Below are 13,641 nucleotides of genomic sequence, written 5' to 3' on the forward strand. Positions count from 1 at the left end.
ACCTCGTGGCGGTGTCGCTCGGAAGAGGGCAATCGGGCTAATCGTCTTAGCGCCTGGTCAGGGCTCCGTGGTTCGCTGCGAGGGGTGCTGGATGTTGATTCTCGCTGCACGAGAAGATAGTTTTCAAAATAGTGTTCTTGGCGCCAAGCGGCGGTTCGCCGTAGCTGTGTGGGCACAGCGCGTCCGACGGATTCGATCGAGAGGGAGCGGACATGAACAAAGAAGACATGATCCTGATCAGCGTGGACGACCACACCGTCGAGCCGCCCGACATGTTCAAGAACCATCTGGCGAAGAAGTACGCCGACGACGCGCCCCGGCTGGTGCACAACCCCGACGGCTCGGACATGTGGAAGTTCCGCGACACGGTCATCCCGAATGTCGCGCTCAACGCGGTCGCCGGCCGGCCCAAGGAGGAGTACGGGATCGAGCCGACGGGCCTGGATGAGATCCGGCCGGGTTGCTACAACGTCGATGAACGCATCAAGGACATGAACGCCGGCGGCATCCTGGCCTCGATCTGCTTCCCGTCCTTCCCGGGCTTTGCCGGTCGGCTGTTCGTCACCGAAGACCACGATTTCTCGATCGCGTTGGTGCAGGCTTACAACGACTGGCACATCGACGAATGGTGCGGGGCCTACCCGGCGCGGTTCATCCCGATGGCGATACCGGTGATCTGGGACGCCGAGGCGTGCGCCGCCGAGGTGCGCCGAGTCGCGAAGAAGGGCGTGCACGCGCTGACGTTCACCGAGAACCCGGCCGCGATGGGCTACCCCAGCTTCCACGACGAGTACTGGAACCCGCTGTGGGAAGCCTTGGTAGACACCAACACCGTGATGAACATCCACATCGGGTCCTCGGGCAGGCTGGCCATCACCGCGCCCGATGCGCCGATGGACGTGATGATCACGCTGCAGCCGATGAACATCGTCCAGGCCGCTGCCGACCTCCTGTGGTCGCGGCCGATCAAGGAGTACCCGGACCTCAAGATCGCGCTGTCCGAGGGCGGAACCGGCTGGATTCCTTACTTCCTGGAGCGGGCGGACCGCACGTACGAGATGCACTCCGCGTGGACACACCAGAACTTCGGCGGCAAGCTGCCCAGTGAGGTCTTCCGGGATCACTTCCTGACCTGCTTCATCAGCGACAAGGTCGGTGTCGCCCTGCGCAACATGATCGGCATCGACAACATCTGCTGGGAGGCCGACTACCCGCACAGCGACTCGATGTGGCCGGGTGCGCCGGAAGAGCTGTGGGACGTGCTGTCCATCAACAGCGTGCCGGACGACGAGATCAAGAAGATGACCCATGAGAACGCGATGCGGTGGTACTCGTTCGACCCGTTCACCCACATCACGCCGGAGCAGGCGACCGTCGGTGCGCTGCGTAAGGCGGCCGAGGGGCACGACGTGTCCATAAAGGCGAAGGGCCACGAAAAGGACAGCCGCGGTGGCTCGTCGTTCGCGGACTTCGCGGCCAACGCGAAAGCCCTCTCCGGCAACAAGGACTGATGCGCCGCCGGAATGCTAAGTGCGCCGGTGCATTTCGATCAGAGGAGATTTAGCAGTGCCCGGCGAAGGAATGAATTTCGAGCTGACCGATGACCAGGAGCTGATCCGCCGGTCGGTCGCCGAGCTGGCGCGGAAGTTCGACGACCAGTACTGGATGGAAAAAGACCAGGCGCACGAGTTTCCGACGGAGTTCTACGACGCCATCGCTCAGGGCGGCTGGCTGGGTATGACGATTCCGACCGAGTACGGCGGCCATGGCCTCGGAATCACCGAGGCCACCCTGCTGCTCGAGGAAGTCGCCAAATCCGGCGGCGGCATGAACGCGGCCAGCTCGATCCACCTGTCCATCTTCGGAATGCAACCCGTGGTCGTGCACGGTTCCGAGGAACTCAAGGCGCGGACATTGCCGCCCGTCGCGACCGGCGAAGTGCACGTCTGCTTCGGGGTGACCGAACCCGGTGCCGGGCTGGACACGTCGCGCATCACCACGTTCGCCAAGCGCGACGGGGATCGCTACATCGTCAACGGCCGTAAGGTGTGGATCTCCAAAGCCATGGAGTCCGACAAGATCCTGCTGTTGACGCGGACTCAAAGCTACGACGAGGTCGCCAAGAAGACCGACGGGATGACGCTCTTCCTCACCGACCTCGATCGCAGCAAGGTCGACGTCCGCCCGATCCGAAAGATGGGCCGCAACGCCGTCAGCTCCAACGAGCTGTTCATCGACAATCTCGAAGTGCCGGTCGAGGATCGAGTCGGCGAGGAGGGCAAGGGATTTCAGTACATTCTCGATGGCCTGAACCCCGAACGCATGCTGATCGCCGCCGAGGCGCTCGGCATCGGCAGGGTCGCCCTCGAAAAAGCGGTGAAGTACGCCAACGAGCGCGAGGTCTTCGGCCGCCTGATCGGTATGAACCAGGGCATCCAGTTCCCGTTGGCGGACTCCCTGGCCCGGCTGGACGCTGCGGAGCTGATGCTGCGCAAGGCCACCTGGCTGTACGACAACGGCAAACCCTGTGGGCGCGAAGCGAATACCGCCAAATACCTGTGCGCCGACGCCGGCTTCACCGCCGCGGACCGCGCGTTGCAAACCCACGGCGGCATGGGTTATTCGGAGGAATACCACGTGGCGCGCTACTTCCGTGAGGCCCGCCTGATGAAGATCGCGCCGATCAGCCAGGAGATGATCCTGAACTTCCTGGGAGCCCACACGCTGAAACTGCCGCGCAGCTACTGATGACCGTCCGCCTCCGATGACCGAAACCGATGACCCCGTGCTGCTGTCCGATGACCGCGACGGGGTGCGCACCCTCACCCTTAACCGCCCGCACCGCAAAAACGCGATCACCCCGCAGCTGTGGATCGCGTTGCGAGACGCTCTCGATGCCGCCGGTCGCGACCGCAGCGTGCGCGCCCTGGTCATCACCGGCGCCGGCGGCAGTTTTTGCTCCGGCGCCGACATTTCGGTCCGCGACGACGTCCATCCAAGGGATAAACTGCGGCGCCTGACCGACGTGGCGCTCGCGTTGCACGAGCTGCAGATCCCAACGGTCGCCAAGGTCGACGGGGTAGCGGTCGGCGCCGGATGGAACCTGGCACTGGGTTGCGATTTCGTGGTCGCGACGCCGGAATCGAAGTTCTGCCAGATCTTTTCCAAGCGGGGCCTGTCGATCGACCTCGGCGGCTCGTGGTTGTTGCCGAAACTCGTTGGCCTGCAACAGGCTAAGCGGCTCACGCTGCTTGCCGAAACCATCGACGCCGCGGAAGCTCACGCTTTGGGTCTGGTGACCTGGGTGGTGTCCGCCGCTGAGATCGACGCCTTCGTCGCCGATCTCGCCGACCGACTGGCCGCCGGTCCGCCCGTCGCGCTCGCGCAGACGAAGGCGCTGCTGAACGAGGGCGCGGACCACACGCTGCGCGACGCGCTGGCCAACGAGGCTCGCGCGCAGGCAGTCAATTTCGCGACGACGGATGCAGCGGCCGCCTATGCCGCTTTCGCGGAGCGGCGGGAGCCGTCGTTTACTGGTCGGTGGGCGCTGTCAAAATTTGACGAGGGACAACGGAGTGAACATGCGTGAGACGGTCATCGTTGAGGCGGTACGCACGGCAGTCGGGAAGCGCAACGGCGGGCTGTCCGGCATGCATGCCGCCGACCTGTCCGCGGTCGTCCTGAACGAACTGCTGGAACGCGCCGGCGTCGGTCCGGAGATCGTCGATGACGTGATCTGGGGCTGTGTTTCGCAGGTGGGCGATCAGTCCAGCAACATCGGGCGCTACGCCGTGCTCGCGGCCGGCTGGCCCGAGAGCATCCCGGGGACAACGGTCAACCGCGCGTGTGGTTCCAGCCAGCAGGCCCTCGACTTCGCGGTGCAGGCCGTCATGTCGGGCCAGCAGGACGTCGTGGTGGCCGGTGGCGTCGAGGTGATGAGCCGCGTCCCGCTCGGCGCGGCCAGGGCAACCGGGATGCCATACGGTCCGAAAGTCCTTGCCCGCTATGACGATTTCTCCTTCAATCAGGGTTTGTCGGCGGAGATGATCGCCAAGAAGTGGGGATTCTCCCGCAACCAGCTCGACGAGTACTCCGTGCAATCACACGAACGCGCCGCCGCGGCCCAGGACGGCGGGGCGTTCACCGAACAGATCGTTCCGGTCTTCACCGAGGGCGAGGACGGCACGGTCGTCGTCGCCGACGAGGGGGTGCGGCGGGGAACCACGGTGGAGAAACTCGCCGCGCTCAAGCCCGCGTTCGTCGACGACGGCGTCATCCACGCGGGCAATTCGTCGCAGATCTCCGACGGCGCGGCCGCACTGTTGGTGACGACGTCGGAGATGGCGGTTTCGCTGGGGCTGACGCCGCTCGTCCGCTACCGCGCCGGCGCGGTCACCGGAGCCGATCCGGTGCTCATGCTCACCGGCCCGATCCCAGCGACCGAGAAGGTGCTGAAAAAGGCCGGCGTCGCGCTGTCCGAAGTGGGCGCCTTCGAGGTGAACGAGGCGTTCGCGCCGGTGCCGCTGGCGTGGATCGCCGAGACCGGTGCCGACCCGCGCGTGGTCAATCCGCTGGGCGGCGCCATCGCGCTGGGCCACCCGCTGGGTGCTTCCGGCGCGGTACTGATGACTCGCATGGCTCACCACATGCGCGATAACGGCATTCGTTTCGGCCTGCAGACCATGTGCGAAGGCGGCGGCACCGCCAACGCCACCCTGGTCGAACTCATCTCTTAAGCGCGTCGAGAATCCGTCTGGGTTGAGACCCTTGTCACAACGGTCAAACCAACCTACTGTGTGTTCAGTAGGTTTGTGGCCCCGAATCGATGCAAGGAGTCCGGTGCCCGTCGCACGGCGATACGACACGCTTCTCGCCAAAGGCGAGGACCGCAAGCAGCGGATCCTCGACGTCGCGCAGCGCCTGCTCACGCGAAATGGCTGGCGCAACACCACGCTTGCCCAGATCGCCGGCGAGGCCGGGGTCACGCCGGCGGGGCTGCTACACCATTTCGAATCCAAGGAGCAGCTGCTGCACGCCGTGCTGGACGCGCGTGATCTCGACGACGACACCCACGCCGACCGGGCCGGAGATCTCCTCGTCGAGATCGCCCGCGTCGCCGAGCGGTTCAACCGGGCGCCCGAAATGCTGGGCACCTTCACCGTCCTGCTGGTCGAAAACATCCTTCCCGACGCCCCGCTGCACGACCGAATGCTGGCCAGGCAGCGCGAAGCGATCGACATCGTCGCCGAGCTGATCCGGCTGGGTCAGGCCGACGGCCGGTATCGCGCCGACATAGACCCCGCCGTCAAGGCAGTGGAAATTCTCGCCTTCGTCCACGGAATGGAAACGATATGGTTGCTCAACCCTTCGATACCGCTGACCGAGGTATTCAAGGAGTACGCGGAGTCGCTGGCGCGGGACTTCGCGCCGCCGACCAAGACTTGAGGTACCGGCTCGACGTGGTCGCAGGCGACGTCGTCGACGTCGTGCGATTCGCCGGCGGGTGGCTCTTTGACCGGGCGATGGCGGGATGGGACGTCACCGTGCTGATCGCCGACCGTCCCGACGACCGGCCACTGCAGATCCTCGGTGCGCAGATACTCGACCTCGAGGACGCGCTGGCCTCGATGGAAACCCGACCCCGGCCCCAGGCCCTGGCGGCCGGTGCGGATCTCTTCGGATGCGACCCGCGGGTCCGCCAAGGCGTACTGCAGGCCCTGGATCACGGCGTCACGGAGGTCACGCTCTGGGGCGAGACGTGGCCGGCCGAGGTCGATGGCAGCGTCGGCCTGGTGCAACACCGGTTGAGCACGGCCGCGCAGATATTCAAGGCGCGGGCGCTGGCCGCCGCCGCGACGCCGCACGACTCGATCGATCACGTCGAAACCTTCCGCAGCGGTCTGCTGGCGTGTCCGTCGGTAGCCGCCGATCTGGTACCCGCCGGCTAGCGCGTCGGTATTCCCACAGCAGCTCCGTCGCCGTTTGACGGCGACCACGCCGTGTGGAAATGTAATACTCATCTCTGAGAGGATCATTCTCACTGCTGAGATTCGAACGGAGCGACAGGGTGAACGACTTCACCAAGATGGACTTCTTCCGCGGCAAGGAGCTCATCGGGGACCCGTACCCCTACTACGAGGCTCTCCGGCAGCAATGCCCGGTCACCCGGGAAGAGCACCACGGCGTCACCATGGTGACCGGCTGGGAAGAAGCCTGCGCCGTGCTGAACGACGCCGAGACCTGGTCCTCCTGCATCTCGGTGACCGGCCCGTTTCCCGGCTTCCCCGTGCCGCTCGAGGGTGACGACGTGACCGAGTTGATCGAGCAGCACCGCGACGAGCTGCCGTTCAGCGACCAGCTGCCCACGCTGGATCCGCCGACCCACACCAACCACCGCTCCCTGCTGATGCGGCTGATCACCCCCAAGCGCCTCAAGGAGAACGAGGACGCGATGTGGGCGCTCGCCGACCAGGCTCTCGACGATTTCCTGGCGCCCGGCCACGGCGAATGGATCAAGGGCTTCGCCGGTCCCTTCACGCTGCTCGTCATCGCCGACCTGTTGGGTGTGCCCCTGGAGGATCGTGACAAGTTCGTCAAGGGCATCGCCGAGCACGCGGGCGGCGGCATTGGAGGCACGGGCAAGGAGTCGCTGTCACACAGCCCGCTGGAATTTCTTTACGGCCTTTTCTCCGACTACGTCCGGGACCGCCGCCGCGAGCCCCGCGACGACGTGCTGACCGGCCTGGCGACCGCCACCTACCCTGACGGTTCGATACCCGAGGTCGAGGACGTGGCCCGCGTCGCCAGCAATGTTTTCTCGGCGGGCCAGGAGACCACCGTGCGGCTGCTCGGCGCCGCGCTGCAGACGCTCGGGGAGCGTCCCGACATCCAGGCGCAGTTGCGCAAGGACCGCAGCCTGATTCCCAACTTCATCGAAGAGGCGCTGCGCATCGAAAGCCCGGTCAAGGGCGACTTCCGGATGAACCGGGTACCCGTCAACGTCGGTGGGGTCGACCTGCCCGCGGGCACCACGGTGATGGTCGTGCAGGCGGCCGCCAACCGAGACCCGCGCCGGTTCGAAGACCCCACCACCTTCGATCCCGGCCGCAAGAATGCTCGCCAGCACATCTCATTCGGACGAGGGATCCACAGCTGCCCCGGCGCACCGCTGGCGCGAGCCGAAACACGGGTGGCGATCGAGCGGCTGCTCGACCGGACATCGGACATCAGGATCGACGAGCGCGTTCATGGTCCGGCCAATGACCGTCGCTATCAATATGTTCCGACGTACATCCTGCGCGGCCTGACCGAGCTGCACCTGGAGTTCACGCCGGCATGAAAGTCACAGTGGACGACCAGCGCTGCCGCGGTCACGGCGTCTGCACGACGCTGTGTCCGGAAGTATTCAGCCTGACCGACGACGGTTACGCGGAGGCGATAGCGTCCGAGGTCCCAACGGAATTCGAGGCGGCCACGGAAGAGGCCATCGAGTGCTGCCCGGAGCAGGCAATCAGCAAGATCTAGCCAGACACGCACGCGGGTAAGGAGATTCAATGGCGCAGGGGCCTAAGGGGTACGTCATCCTCACCGAGGCCATCAAGGATCCGGCAGGCATGAAGGCCTACGGCAAGGCCGCGGGAGCGGCGATGGGCGGCGTCAACATCCTCGTGGTGGACACCGCGCCCAACGTCATCGAGGGCACCTGGCATGGTGACCAGACCGTCGTGCTGGAATTCGAATCGGTCGACGCGGCCCGCGCCTGGTACGAATCCGAGGCCTACCAGAACGCGGCGAAACTGCGCCAAGCGGCGGCTGACTGCAACGCGGTCATCGTCGCCGGGTTCGCTACTCCTTGATCGAGATGGCCTGTCGGGGGCATTGACGGACGGCCTCGCGCACGTCCGACTCGATCTCCGGGGTGACTTCTTCCTGCAATACGGTCAGCATGTCGTCGTCGCCGAGGTGAAAGACCTCGGGATTGATGCCCATGCAGACGCCGTTGCTTTCACAAAGCCCCCAGTCGACTTCGATCTTCTTCGTCATTGCGGTCCTCCTTACCGCAGCACCTTGACGGGTACGTTCTGCCACCCCGCGACGTTCTGCATGTGGACGCGCTGCAGGCCGTCCCAGTTCACTTCGTAGCGGGGCATGAAGTCGAGGAGCCGCTCCAGCGCGATTCTGCTTTCCAGGCGGGCCAACGCCGCACCGAGACAGCTGTGAATCCCGTATCCCAGGCCGACGTGCTGCGCCTCGGTGTGGTCGCGCTCGATGTCGAAGGTTTCGGCGTCGGTGAACGCATCCGGATCGCGGTTCGCCGCAGCGCCACAAAGGAATACCGGTTTGCCCGCGGGAATCACGCCAGCACTGACGTGTGCCTCTTTCAGGGTGTAGCGGACGTTGTATTGGACCGGGCCTTCATAGCGCAATAGCTCTTCCACCGCCCCCGGGATTTTGTCGCGGTCATCGAGCAGCTTCTGCCACTGGTCGGGGTGACGGGCGAACAGCACGGCCGCGTTGCCAAGCAGCTTGGTGACGGTCTCGGCGCCCGCCCCGCCCAAAAGGGTGGCGAAGCCGGTGATTTCGATATCGTCGAGCTTGCGCAGCTGACCGTCATCGCCGGGAATCTCGGCCGCGATCAGCCTGCTGATCATGTCATCTTGCGGGCGTTCGCGCCGCTCCTGCACCAGGCCGAAGTAGTACATCGCGGTGTCGATGTTGGCCTGCATCCCCTCTTCGCTGAGCTCGATCTGTCCCGGCTCGCGGTGCAGGCTGGCGTCGATCCAGTGACGCACCTGCTGGCGGTACTCCTCGGGCACGCCGGCCATCCGGGTGATGACTTCCACCGGGAAGGGCCCCGAGAAGTCCTGGACGACGTCAAAGTTGTCGGGGTCGGCCACGCTCAGGTACTTGTCGATCACCTCGATGACCGTTTCCCGCTGCGCCTGGACGGCCCGCGGGGTGAACGCCTTGTTGAGCAGGCTGCGCATGTGGCGGTGCTCAGGTGGGTCCATGAAGATGATCGACTTCTGCTCGGCGGGGATGCCCTTGCGCACCATCGCGAGGTCGCAGCCGCGCGCCGAGGAGTAGGTCTCGAAGTCTTTGAAGCCCGCCGCCACGTCCTCGTGGCGGGTCAGCGCGTAGAAGTCCTCCTTCTCGTCGTAATAGAGCGGCGCATCCTCGCGCATCCGTCGGTAGATCTCGTAGGGGTTGTTAAAGAACTCTTCAGAGAACGGGTCGAAGACGACTTTCGGTTTTGTCACTGCATCTCCTCAGCGGCGAGGGTTGGGGCTGGAATCGTTACAGTGGAATGCCTGACTGTAACGTTAACGGTAGCGCTTTCGTGGCGCGTCGAAAAGGCCAACATGCAGTCATTTCAGATCTTCCCGGCGACTCTGATGCCGCTGATGGCCTTATCCAGCGCGCCGAGGTCGGTGCCGAGTTCCTCGACGATGCCGCGCACGACGTCGACGTCCTTGCCGACGAATTCGCCGGTGGCCTCGATGAATGCCTCAACCGAACCTCCAGCCGCGACGAGGTTCAGGACCCGGCTGGTGGCGCTGCCGTGCGCGAGCGCGTCCAGCAGGGTCTTTTCCGGGACGCCGAGCCGCCCGCCCAGCCGGATCGCCTCGGCGAGTAGCCCGATGTGTCCTGCGAACAGCGCATTGTTGACGAGCTTCACCTTCTGCCCGGCGCCGCGCGGGCCGACGTGCAGGATGGGATCGCCGTAGCAGGTCAGCGCCGGTCGCGCTCGTGCCACGGCGTCATCGGCGCCGCCCACGAACAGCGTCAGCTTGCCGGCTGCGATGTCGTGTGGTCCGCCGCTGACCGGTGCATCGACCACGTCGACGTCTCCGGCGCGGGCGGCGATGGCCTCGATCGTTTCCGGGTTGGCGGTGGTGTGCACTATCAGCACGGAACCGGGCGGCATGGTGGGCAGCAGGGCGCTGTCCAGACAGACCTGCCGCACCTGATCGTCGGTGAACACGCAGACGATTACGACGTCGGCCTGCGTGGCGGCGCCGGCCATGTCGTTTACGGCGCTGGCACCGAGCAGCTCGAGCTCGCGGCGCTTCTCGGCGGTCGAGCCCATTGCGCTGACGTCATGGCCGGCCTCGACGAGGCGTGCCACCATGGGGTGGCCCATCCGTCCCGCGCCGACGAACCCGACCTTCACCGCGGGTGTCCCATCAAGGTCAGCGCGGCGTCGGCGGCAGCGAGCACGGCGCCACCGTCGGCCGCGGCGTGGTCGGCAAGGTCGACGACCAGGCGGACATCCTTTTGCAGCAGCGTGCCCGCCAACGGGGCAAGCCTTTCCAGGCCGCCGTTCCCGCCAAGGACGTTGAGCGCGAAGCTGTTTCCGCTGCTGCGGGAAACGACTTCGGTGAGACGGTCGGGGGAGACGCCGAGTGCCTGGCCTAGCGAAAGGGTGGCGGCCGCCGTTGCGAGGCTCGCGGTGAACAGCAGGTTGTTCAGTAGCTTGGTGGTTTGCCCGGAGCCCAGCTCGCCGAGATGGACGACCGGATCGGCGTAGGTTTCGAAGACCGGGCGGCAGCGTTCGACAACGTCGGTGTTGCCACCGACCATCACCAGCAGACGCCGCTGCTCGGCCGCCCCGCCACCGCCGCTCACCGGTGCGTCGATGACTGAAACACCCTGGGCAGCAGCATCTTTCGCGAGTCTGCGGCAGGTGTCGGGGTGCACGGTGCTGTGCACCGCGATGACGCCGCCGGGCTTCATCGCGTTGAGCAGCCCGTGTTGGCCGGTTGTGAGTTCCTCGATGTCGGAGTCACCGACGACGCACAGGCAGACCAGGTCGCTGGTGGAGGCGAGTTCCGCCGGCGATTTGGCGATTTTCGCCGCGGTATCGGCGAACGGCTCGAGTGCCGCGGGCCTGCGAGCCCATAGCGTCGTCTCGTAGCCGCCCTCGACGATCCGTCGCGCCATGGGGCCGCCCTGACTGCCCAGCCCGATGAATCCGACTTTCATCCGGCCTCCTCTTCCGCCGAGCGTGACGCCACAGTCACGTTCGAGTCCGAGAGTGACTGTGGCGTCACGCTCGAGGGAGCAGCCGCCACACATTCCTCCGCGAATGAGAGGACCGCCGCGTGGTAGTCGGGCGCGGTGTAGCCGAGGCTCATGTTGTGTCCCGCGTCAGGCTGACGATGGACGCTGAACCTTGGCGCGCCGGAGAACATGGCAGCGATCTCGGTCAACGCCGAATCATCGGTCTGCCAGACTCTTTCGTACTCGGCGATGCTGAAGTGCACCGGGACGCGCACGGCGGGAGCGAGGGCCGGGAAGTCTTGGCGGGCCCAGTTGGATACCGCCTGATCCTCGTAGGCGGGTGCCGACGGGGAAACCGTTACCCCGGTGAGGATCTCGGGCGGATACAGGCGCTCCGGGCTCCACAGCAGCTCGCGCATGCCTGCCGGGCGGCTTTGCCGGGTCGCCGTCTTGAGCAGCTCTCGGGCCGCGGGGTGCCAGTGCCGGCCGGTGCCCGCCAATTCGACGCCGAGCAGATCGCCGCCACGCTCGTCGGCGGCCATCCGCAGCACCAGTTCGCACCCGCCCGAATGGCCCATCAAGAACAATCCCGCACCGCGCGGGCGTTCCCCGAGGATGCGATCCACCGCCCCGTATGCCAGGTCGACGCGCTGTTCGCCGCGGGTCATCGCCTCGGGATAGGGAGCGGAGCTGCCATAGCCCGGCCGGTCGAGGGCGATAACGGTGAATCCGGCCGCCGCCCCCGTCCGCAACAAGGAAAAAGACGGGTGGCCGGGGCAGTCGAAATACATGGCAGTCGTGCCGCCGCCGTGAATGGCCACGATAACGGCCTTGGGCCCCTCGGCATTTGGGGCCTCGGCGACAAGGGCCGACATTGGCACGCCGTCGACGATGACCAAGCGCGGACGCGGCGCGCTCATGTGTCCGCCCGCAACAACAGCACTCCGCTGGGAGTCAGGCCGCCGCTGCTGACCACGCCGACTCGGGCGTCGACGACCTGACGGTCGCCAGCCTCGCCGCGCAACTGGGTGACGGCCTCATGCATCAGGCCCATGCCGTGGGTGCGGCCATGCGACAGCTGCCCGCCATGGGTGTTGAGCGGCAGCAGCCCGTCTCGGGCGATGTTCTTGCCGCCGTCCAGGAATTCCCTCGCCTCACCGATCCCGCAGAATCCCAGCGCCTCGATCCAGGACAGGCAGTTCATGGTGAACCCGTCGTAGAGTTCGGCGACGTCGACGTCGGTGGGTCGCAGCGACGTGCGCGTCCACACGTGTGCCGCTTGGCCCAGCACCTGCGGCTCATGCGTCAAAGTGCTTTGGTCCCAGTCGATTCGCTCGATGATCTGGGTGCCCACCGCCTCGACCAGGACGGGCGGCTTGGGCAGGTCACGCGCGGCGTCGATGGCAGAGACGATCACGGCGATCGAAGCGTCGCAGGGCACGTCGCAGTCGTAGAGGCCGAACGGCGTGGTGATGGGCCGGGCGTTCAGGTAGTCGTCCATCGTCATGGGGGTGCGATAGATCGCCGACGGGTTGAGCTCGGCGTTGGCTCGTTGGTTCAACGCGATCCAGCCCAGCGTCTCTTTCGTTGTGCCGTAACGATGAAAGTGCCGCTGGGCGTTCATCGCCAGGGTGTGAGCCGCCGAGGTGGCACCGAATGGCATCTGCCAGCCCGCCATCCGGCCCATCGACGGGGCGATCTTGCCCTGCTTCATCAGCTCGCCGTGAGTGGCTTCCCACAGCGTCCGGAAGCAGAGCACGTGCCGAGCCAAACCGCCTGCGACAGCGAGCATTGCGGCGATCACCGAACCGCCGGGGCCGAACGTCTCCATGGCGCCGTTGTGCCACGTCGGCCGAATTCCCAATGCGGCCTCCAAGGCGGTGACCCCACCTTCCCCGAAGCCACCGACATTTATCGCGCCGGGATACGTCGAGAGGCCGTCGATGTCGTCGAACGTCAATCCCGCGTCCGCGATCGCCGCCTCGCAGGCCTGGACCGTCAGCGACAGTGGCGGAACCATCAGCCGTCGGCCGATCGGCGACATGCCGATGCCGGTGAGAGCGACCTTGTCCTCGAATTTCTCCGCGGTCAGCATCGGCCGGACGTGCTCGCCGAAGCGTTCCGGCGCGATCTCGTCGACCGGCAGGGGAGCGGGTCGGGCGTCTTCAGCGGCGGGCCGGAAGAGCGGGAACCAGACGTCCTCGACGTGCTCGAAGACAACCTCGACCTGTTGACCGAGTTCCAGCCGTTCGGGATCGGACTCCACGATGTTGGTGGTCAGCCGAACCCGCGGGTCTTCGGCGATCGCCACCTGCGCGACGACGTACGGCGCCGGCAGCCCGGGCAGGCTGAAGCGTTGGTTGATCGTGAACCCGGCCAATGTCGCCTTGCCGGAGACCGCCCTTATTCCCATGTCTTGGGATCGGCAATACCGGCACACCGGCGCCGGCGGATGGATCAGCGACTCGCAGGCCCGACATTCCTGTAGCCGCAGCTTGCCGTCGGCGCCCGAAGTCCAGAAGAACTCGTTTTCGTCGGTGACCAGGGGCAGCGGGCGTCCCGGTGCAGCTGACACGTCACCTCCGGGAGTTGGACGTTCGAGCGCGGTAGGCCCGTTATACGAATCGGAGAATTACG

The 13,641-nt window shown here is 65.8% G+C and carries 15 protein-coding genes; 9 read left to right on the top strand and 6 right to left on the bottom strand.

From position 1 onward, the window contains the following. Positions 1-212: 212 nt before the first annotated feature. The 9 genes from ACQI5H_RS11590 to ACQI5H_RS11630 all read left to right on the top strand — a co-directional run bounded on the left by ACQI5H_RS11590 (position 213) and on the right by ACQI5H_RS11630 (position 7,856). Complete coding sequence (locus ACQI5H_RS11590; RefSeq protein ID WP_427079511.1) at positions 213-1,511, top strand: amidohydrolase family protein; 1,299 nt, start codon at positions 213-215, stop codon at positions 1,509-1,511. A 70-nt stretch (positions 1,512-1,581) separates the two neighbouring features. Continuing rightward, positions 1,582-2,748 (top strand): acyl-CoA dehydrogenase family protein, encoded by a 1,167-nt coding sequence (locus tag ACQI5H_RS11595; RefSeq protein ID WP_076122541.1) that lies wholly within the window; start codon positions 1,582-1,584, stop codon positions 2,746-2,748. A gap of 16 nt (positions 2,749-2,764) precedes the next feature. Further along, the gene (locus tag ACQI5H_RS11600) at positions 2,765-3,589 is read left to right on the top strand and encodes an enoyl-CoA hydratase/isomerase family protein (RefSeq protein WP_427079512.1); all 825 of its coding nucleotides are present in this window, start codon (positions 2,765-2,767) and stop codon (positions 3,587-3,589) included. Continuing rightward, complete coding sequence (locus ACQI5H_RS11605) at positions 3,582-4,736, top strand: thiolase family protein (RefSeq protein WP_427079513.1); 1,155 nt, start codon at positions 3,582-3,584, stop codon at positions 4,734-4,736. Before ACQI5H_RS11600 ends, ACQI5H_RS11605 begins: the two co-directional genes overlap by 8 nt. 103 nt (positions 4,737-4,839) lie before the next feature. Then, a complete protein-coding gene (locus tag ACQI5H_RS11610) occupies positions 4,840-5,445 on the top strand; it encodes a TetR/AcrR family transcriptional regulator (RefSeq protein ID WP_076245110.1) in 606 nt (201 codons plus the stop codon). Next, positions 5,442-5,948 (top strand): hypothetical protein, encoded by a 507-nt coding sequence (locus tag ACQI5H_RS11615; RefSeq protein WP_427079514.1) that lies wholly within the window; start codon positions 5,442-5,444, stop codon positions 5,946-5,948. Before ACQI5H_RS11610 ends, ACQI5H_RS11615 begins: the two co-directional genes overlap by 4 nt. Positions 5,949-6,085: 137 nt before the next feature. Beyond that, positions 6,086-7,339: a cytochrome P450 gene (locus tag ACQI5H_RS11620; RefSeq protein ID WP_427079597.1), complete on the top strand. Its 1,254-nt coding sequence runs from the start codon at positions 6,086-6,088 to the stop codon at positions 7,337-7,339. Continuing rightward, positions 7,336-7,524 carry a ferredoxin gene (locus ACQI5H_RS11625; protein WP_427079515.1) on the top strand — a complete coding sequence of 63 codons (189 nt, stop codon included), beginning with the start codon at positions 7,336-7,338 and terminating at the stop codon, positions 7,522-7,524. Before ACQI5H_RS11620 ends, ACQI5H_RS11625 begins: the two co-directional genes overlap by 4 nt. A gap of 29 nt (positions 7,525-7,553) precedes the next feature. Then, complete coding sequence (locus ACQI5H_RS11630; RefSeq protein WP_427079516.1) at positions 7,554-7,856, top strand: DUF1330 domain-containing protein; 303 nt, start codon at positions 7,554-7,556, stop codon at positions 7,854-7,856. Here the strand turns inward: ACQI5H_RS11630 and ACQI5H_RS11635 are convergent. The 6 genes from ACQI5H_RS11635 to ACQI5H_RS11660 all read right to left on the bottom strand — a co-directional run bounded on the left by ACQI5H_RS11635 (position 7,846) and on the right by ACQI5H_RS11660 (position 13,579). Beyond that, positions 7,846-8,043 (bottom strand): ferredoxin, encoded by a 198-nt coding sequence (locus ACQI5H_RS11635; RefSeq protein ID WP_067011078.1) that lies wholly within the window; start codon positions 8,041-8,043, stop codon positions 7,846-7,848. The two genes, ACQI5H_RS11630 and ACQI5H_RS11635, sit on opposite strands and share 11 nt — an antisense overlap. A gap of 11 nt (positions 8,044-8,054) precedes the next feature. Then, on the bottom strand, positions 8,055-9,260 hold the full coding sequence (locus ACQI5H_RS11640; protein WP_427079517.1) for a cytochrome P450: 1,206 nt from the start codon (positions 9,258-9,260) through the stop codon (positions 8,055-8,057). A gap of 113 nt (positions 9,261-9,373) precedes the next feature. Then, a complete protein-coding gene (locus tag ACQI5H_RS11645) occupies positions 9,374-10,174 on the bottom strand; it encodes an NAD(P)-dependent oxidoreductase (protein WP_427079518.1) in 801 nt (266 codons plus the stop codon). Further along, positions 10,171-10,986 carry an NAD(P)-dependent oxidoreductase gene (locus ACQI5H_RS11650; protein ID WP_427079519.1) on the bottom strand — a complete coding sequence of 272 codons (816 nt, stop codon included), beginning with the start codon at positions 10,984-10,986 and terminating at the stop codon, positions 10,171-10,173. The genes ACQI5H_RS11645 and ACQI5H_RS11650 overlap by 4 nt, the downstream gene beginning before the upstream one ends. Then, complete coding sequence (locus ACQI5H_RS11655) at positions 10,983-11,924, bottom strand: alpha/beta hydrolase (protein WP_427079520.1); 942 nt, start codon at positions 11,922-11,924, stop codon at positions 10,983-10,985. The genes ACQI5H_RS11650 and ACQI5H_RS11655 overlap by 4 nt, the downstream gene beginning before the upstream one ends. Then, entirely contained in the window at positions 11,921-13,579 is a 1,659-nt protein-coding gene (locus ACQI5H_RS11660; RefSeq protein WP_427079521.1) for a thiolase C-terminal domain-containing protein, read from the bottom strand. The genes ACQI5H_RS11655 and ACQI5H_RS11660 overlap by 4 nt, the downstream gene beginning before the upstream one ends. Positions 13,580-13,641 lie beyond the last annotated feature (62 nt).

Origin of the sequence: Mycobacterium heidelbergense (genome assembly GCF_050205645.1) — a bacterium.
GTDB lineage: Bacteria > Actinomycetota > Actinomycetes > Mycobacteriales > Mycobacteriaceae > Mycobacterium > Mycobacterium heidelbergense_A.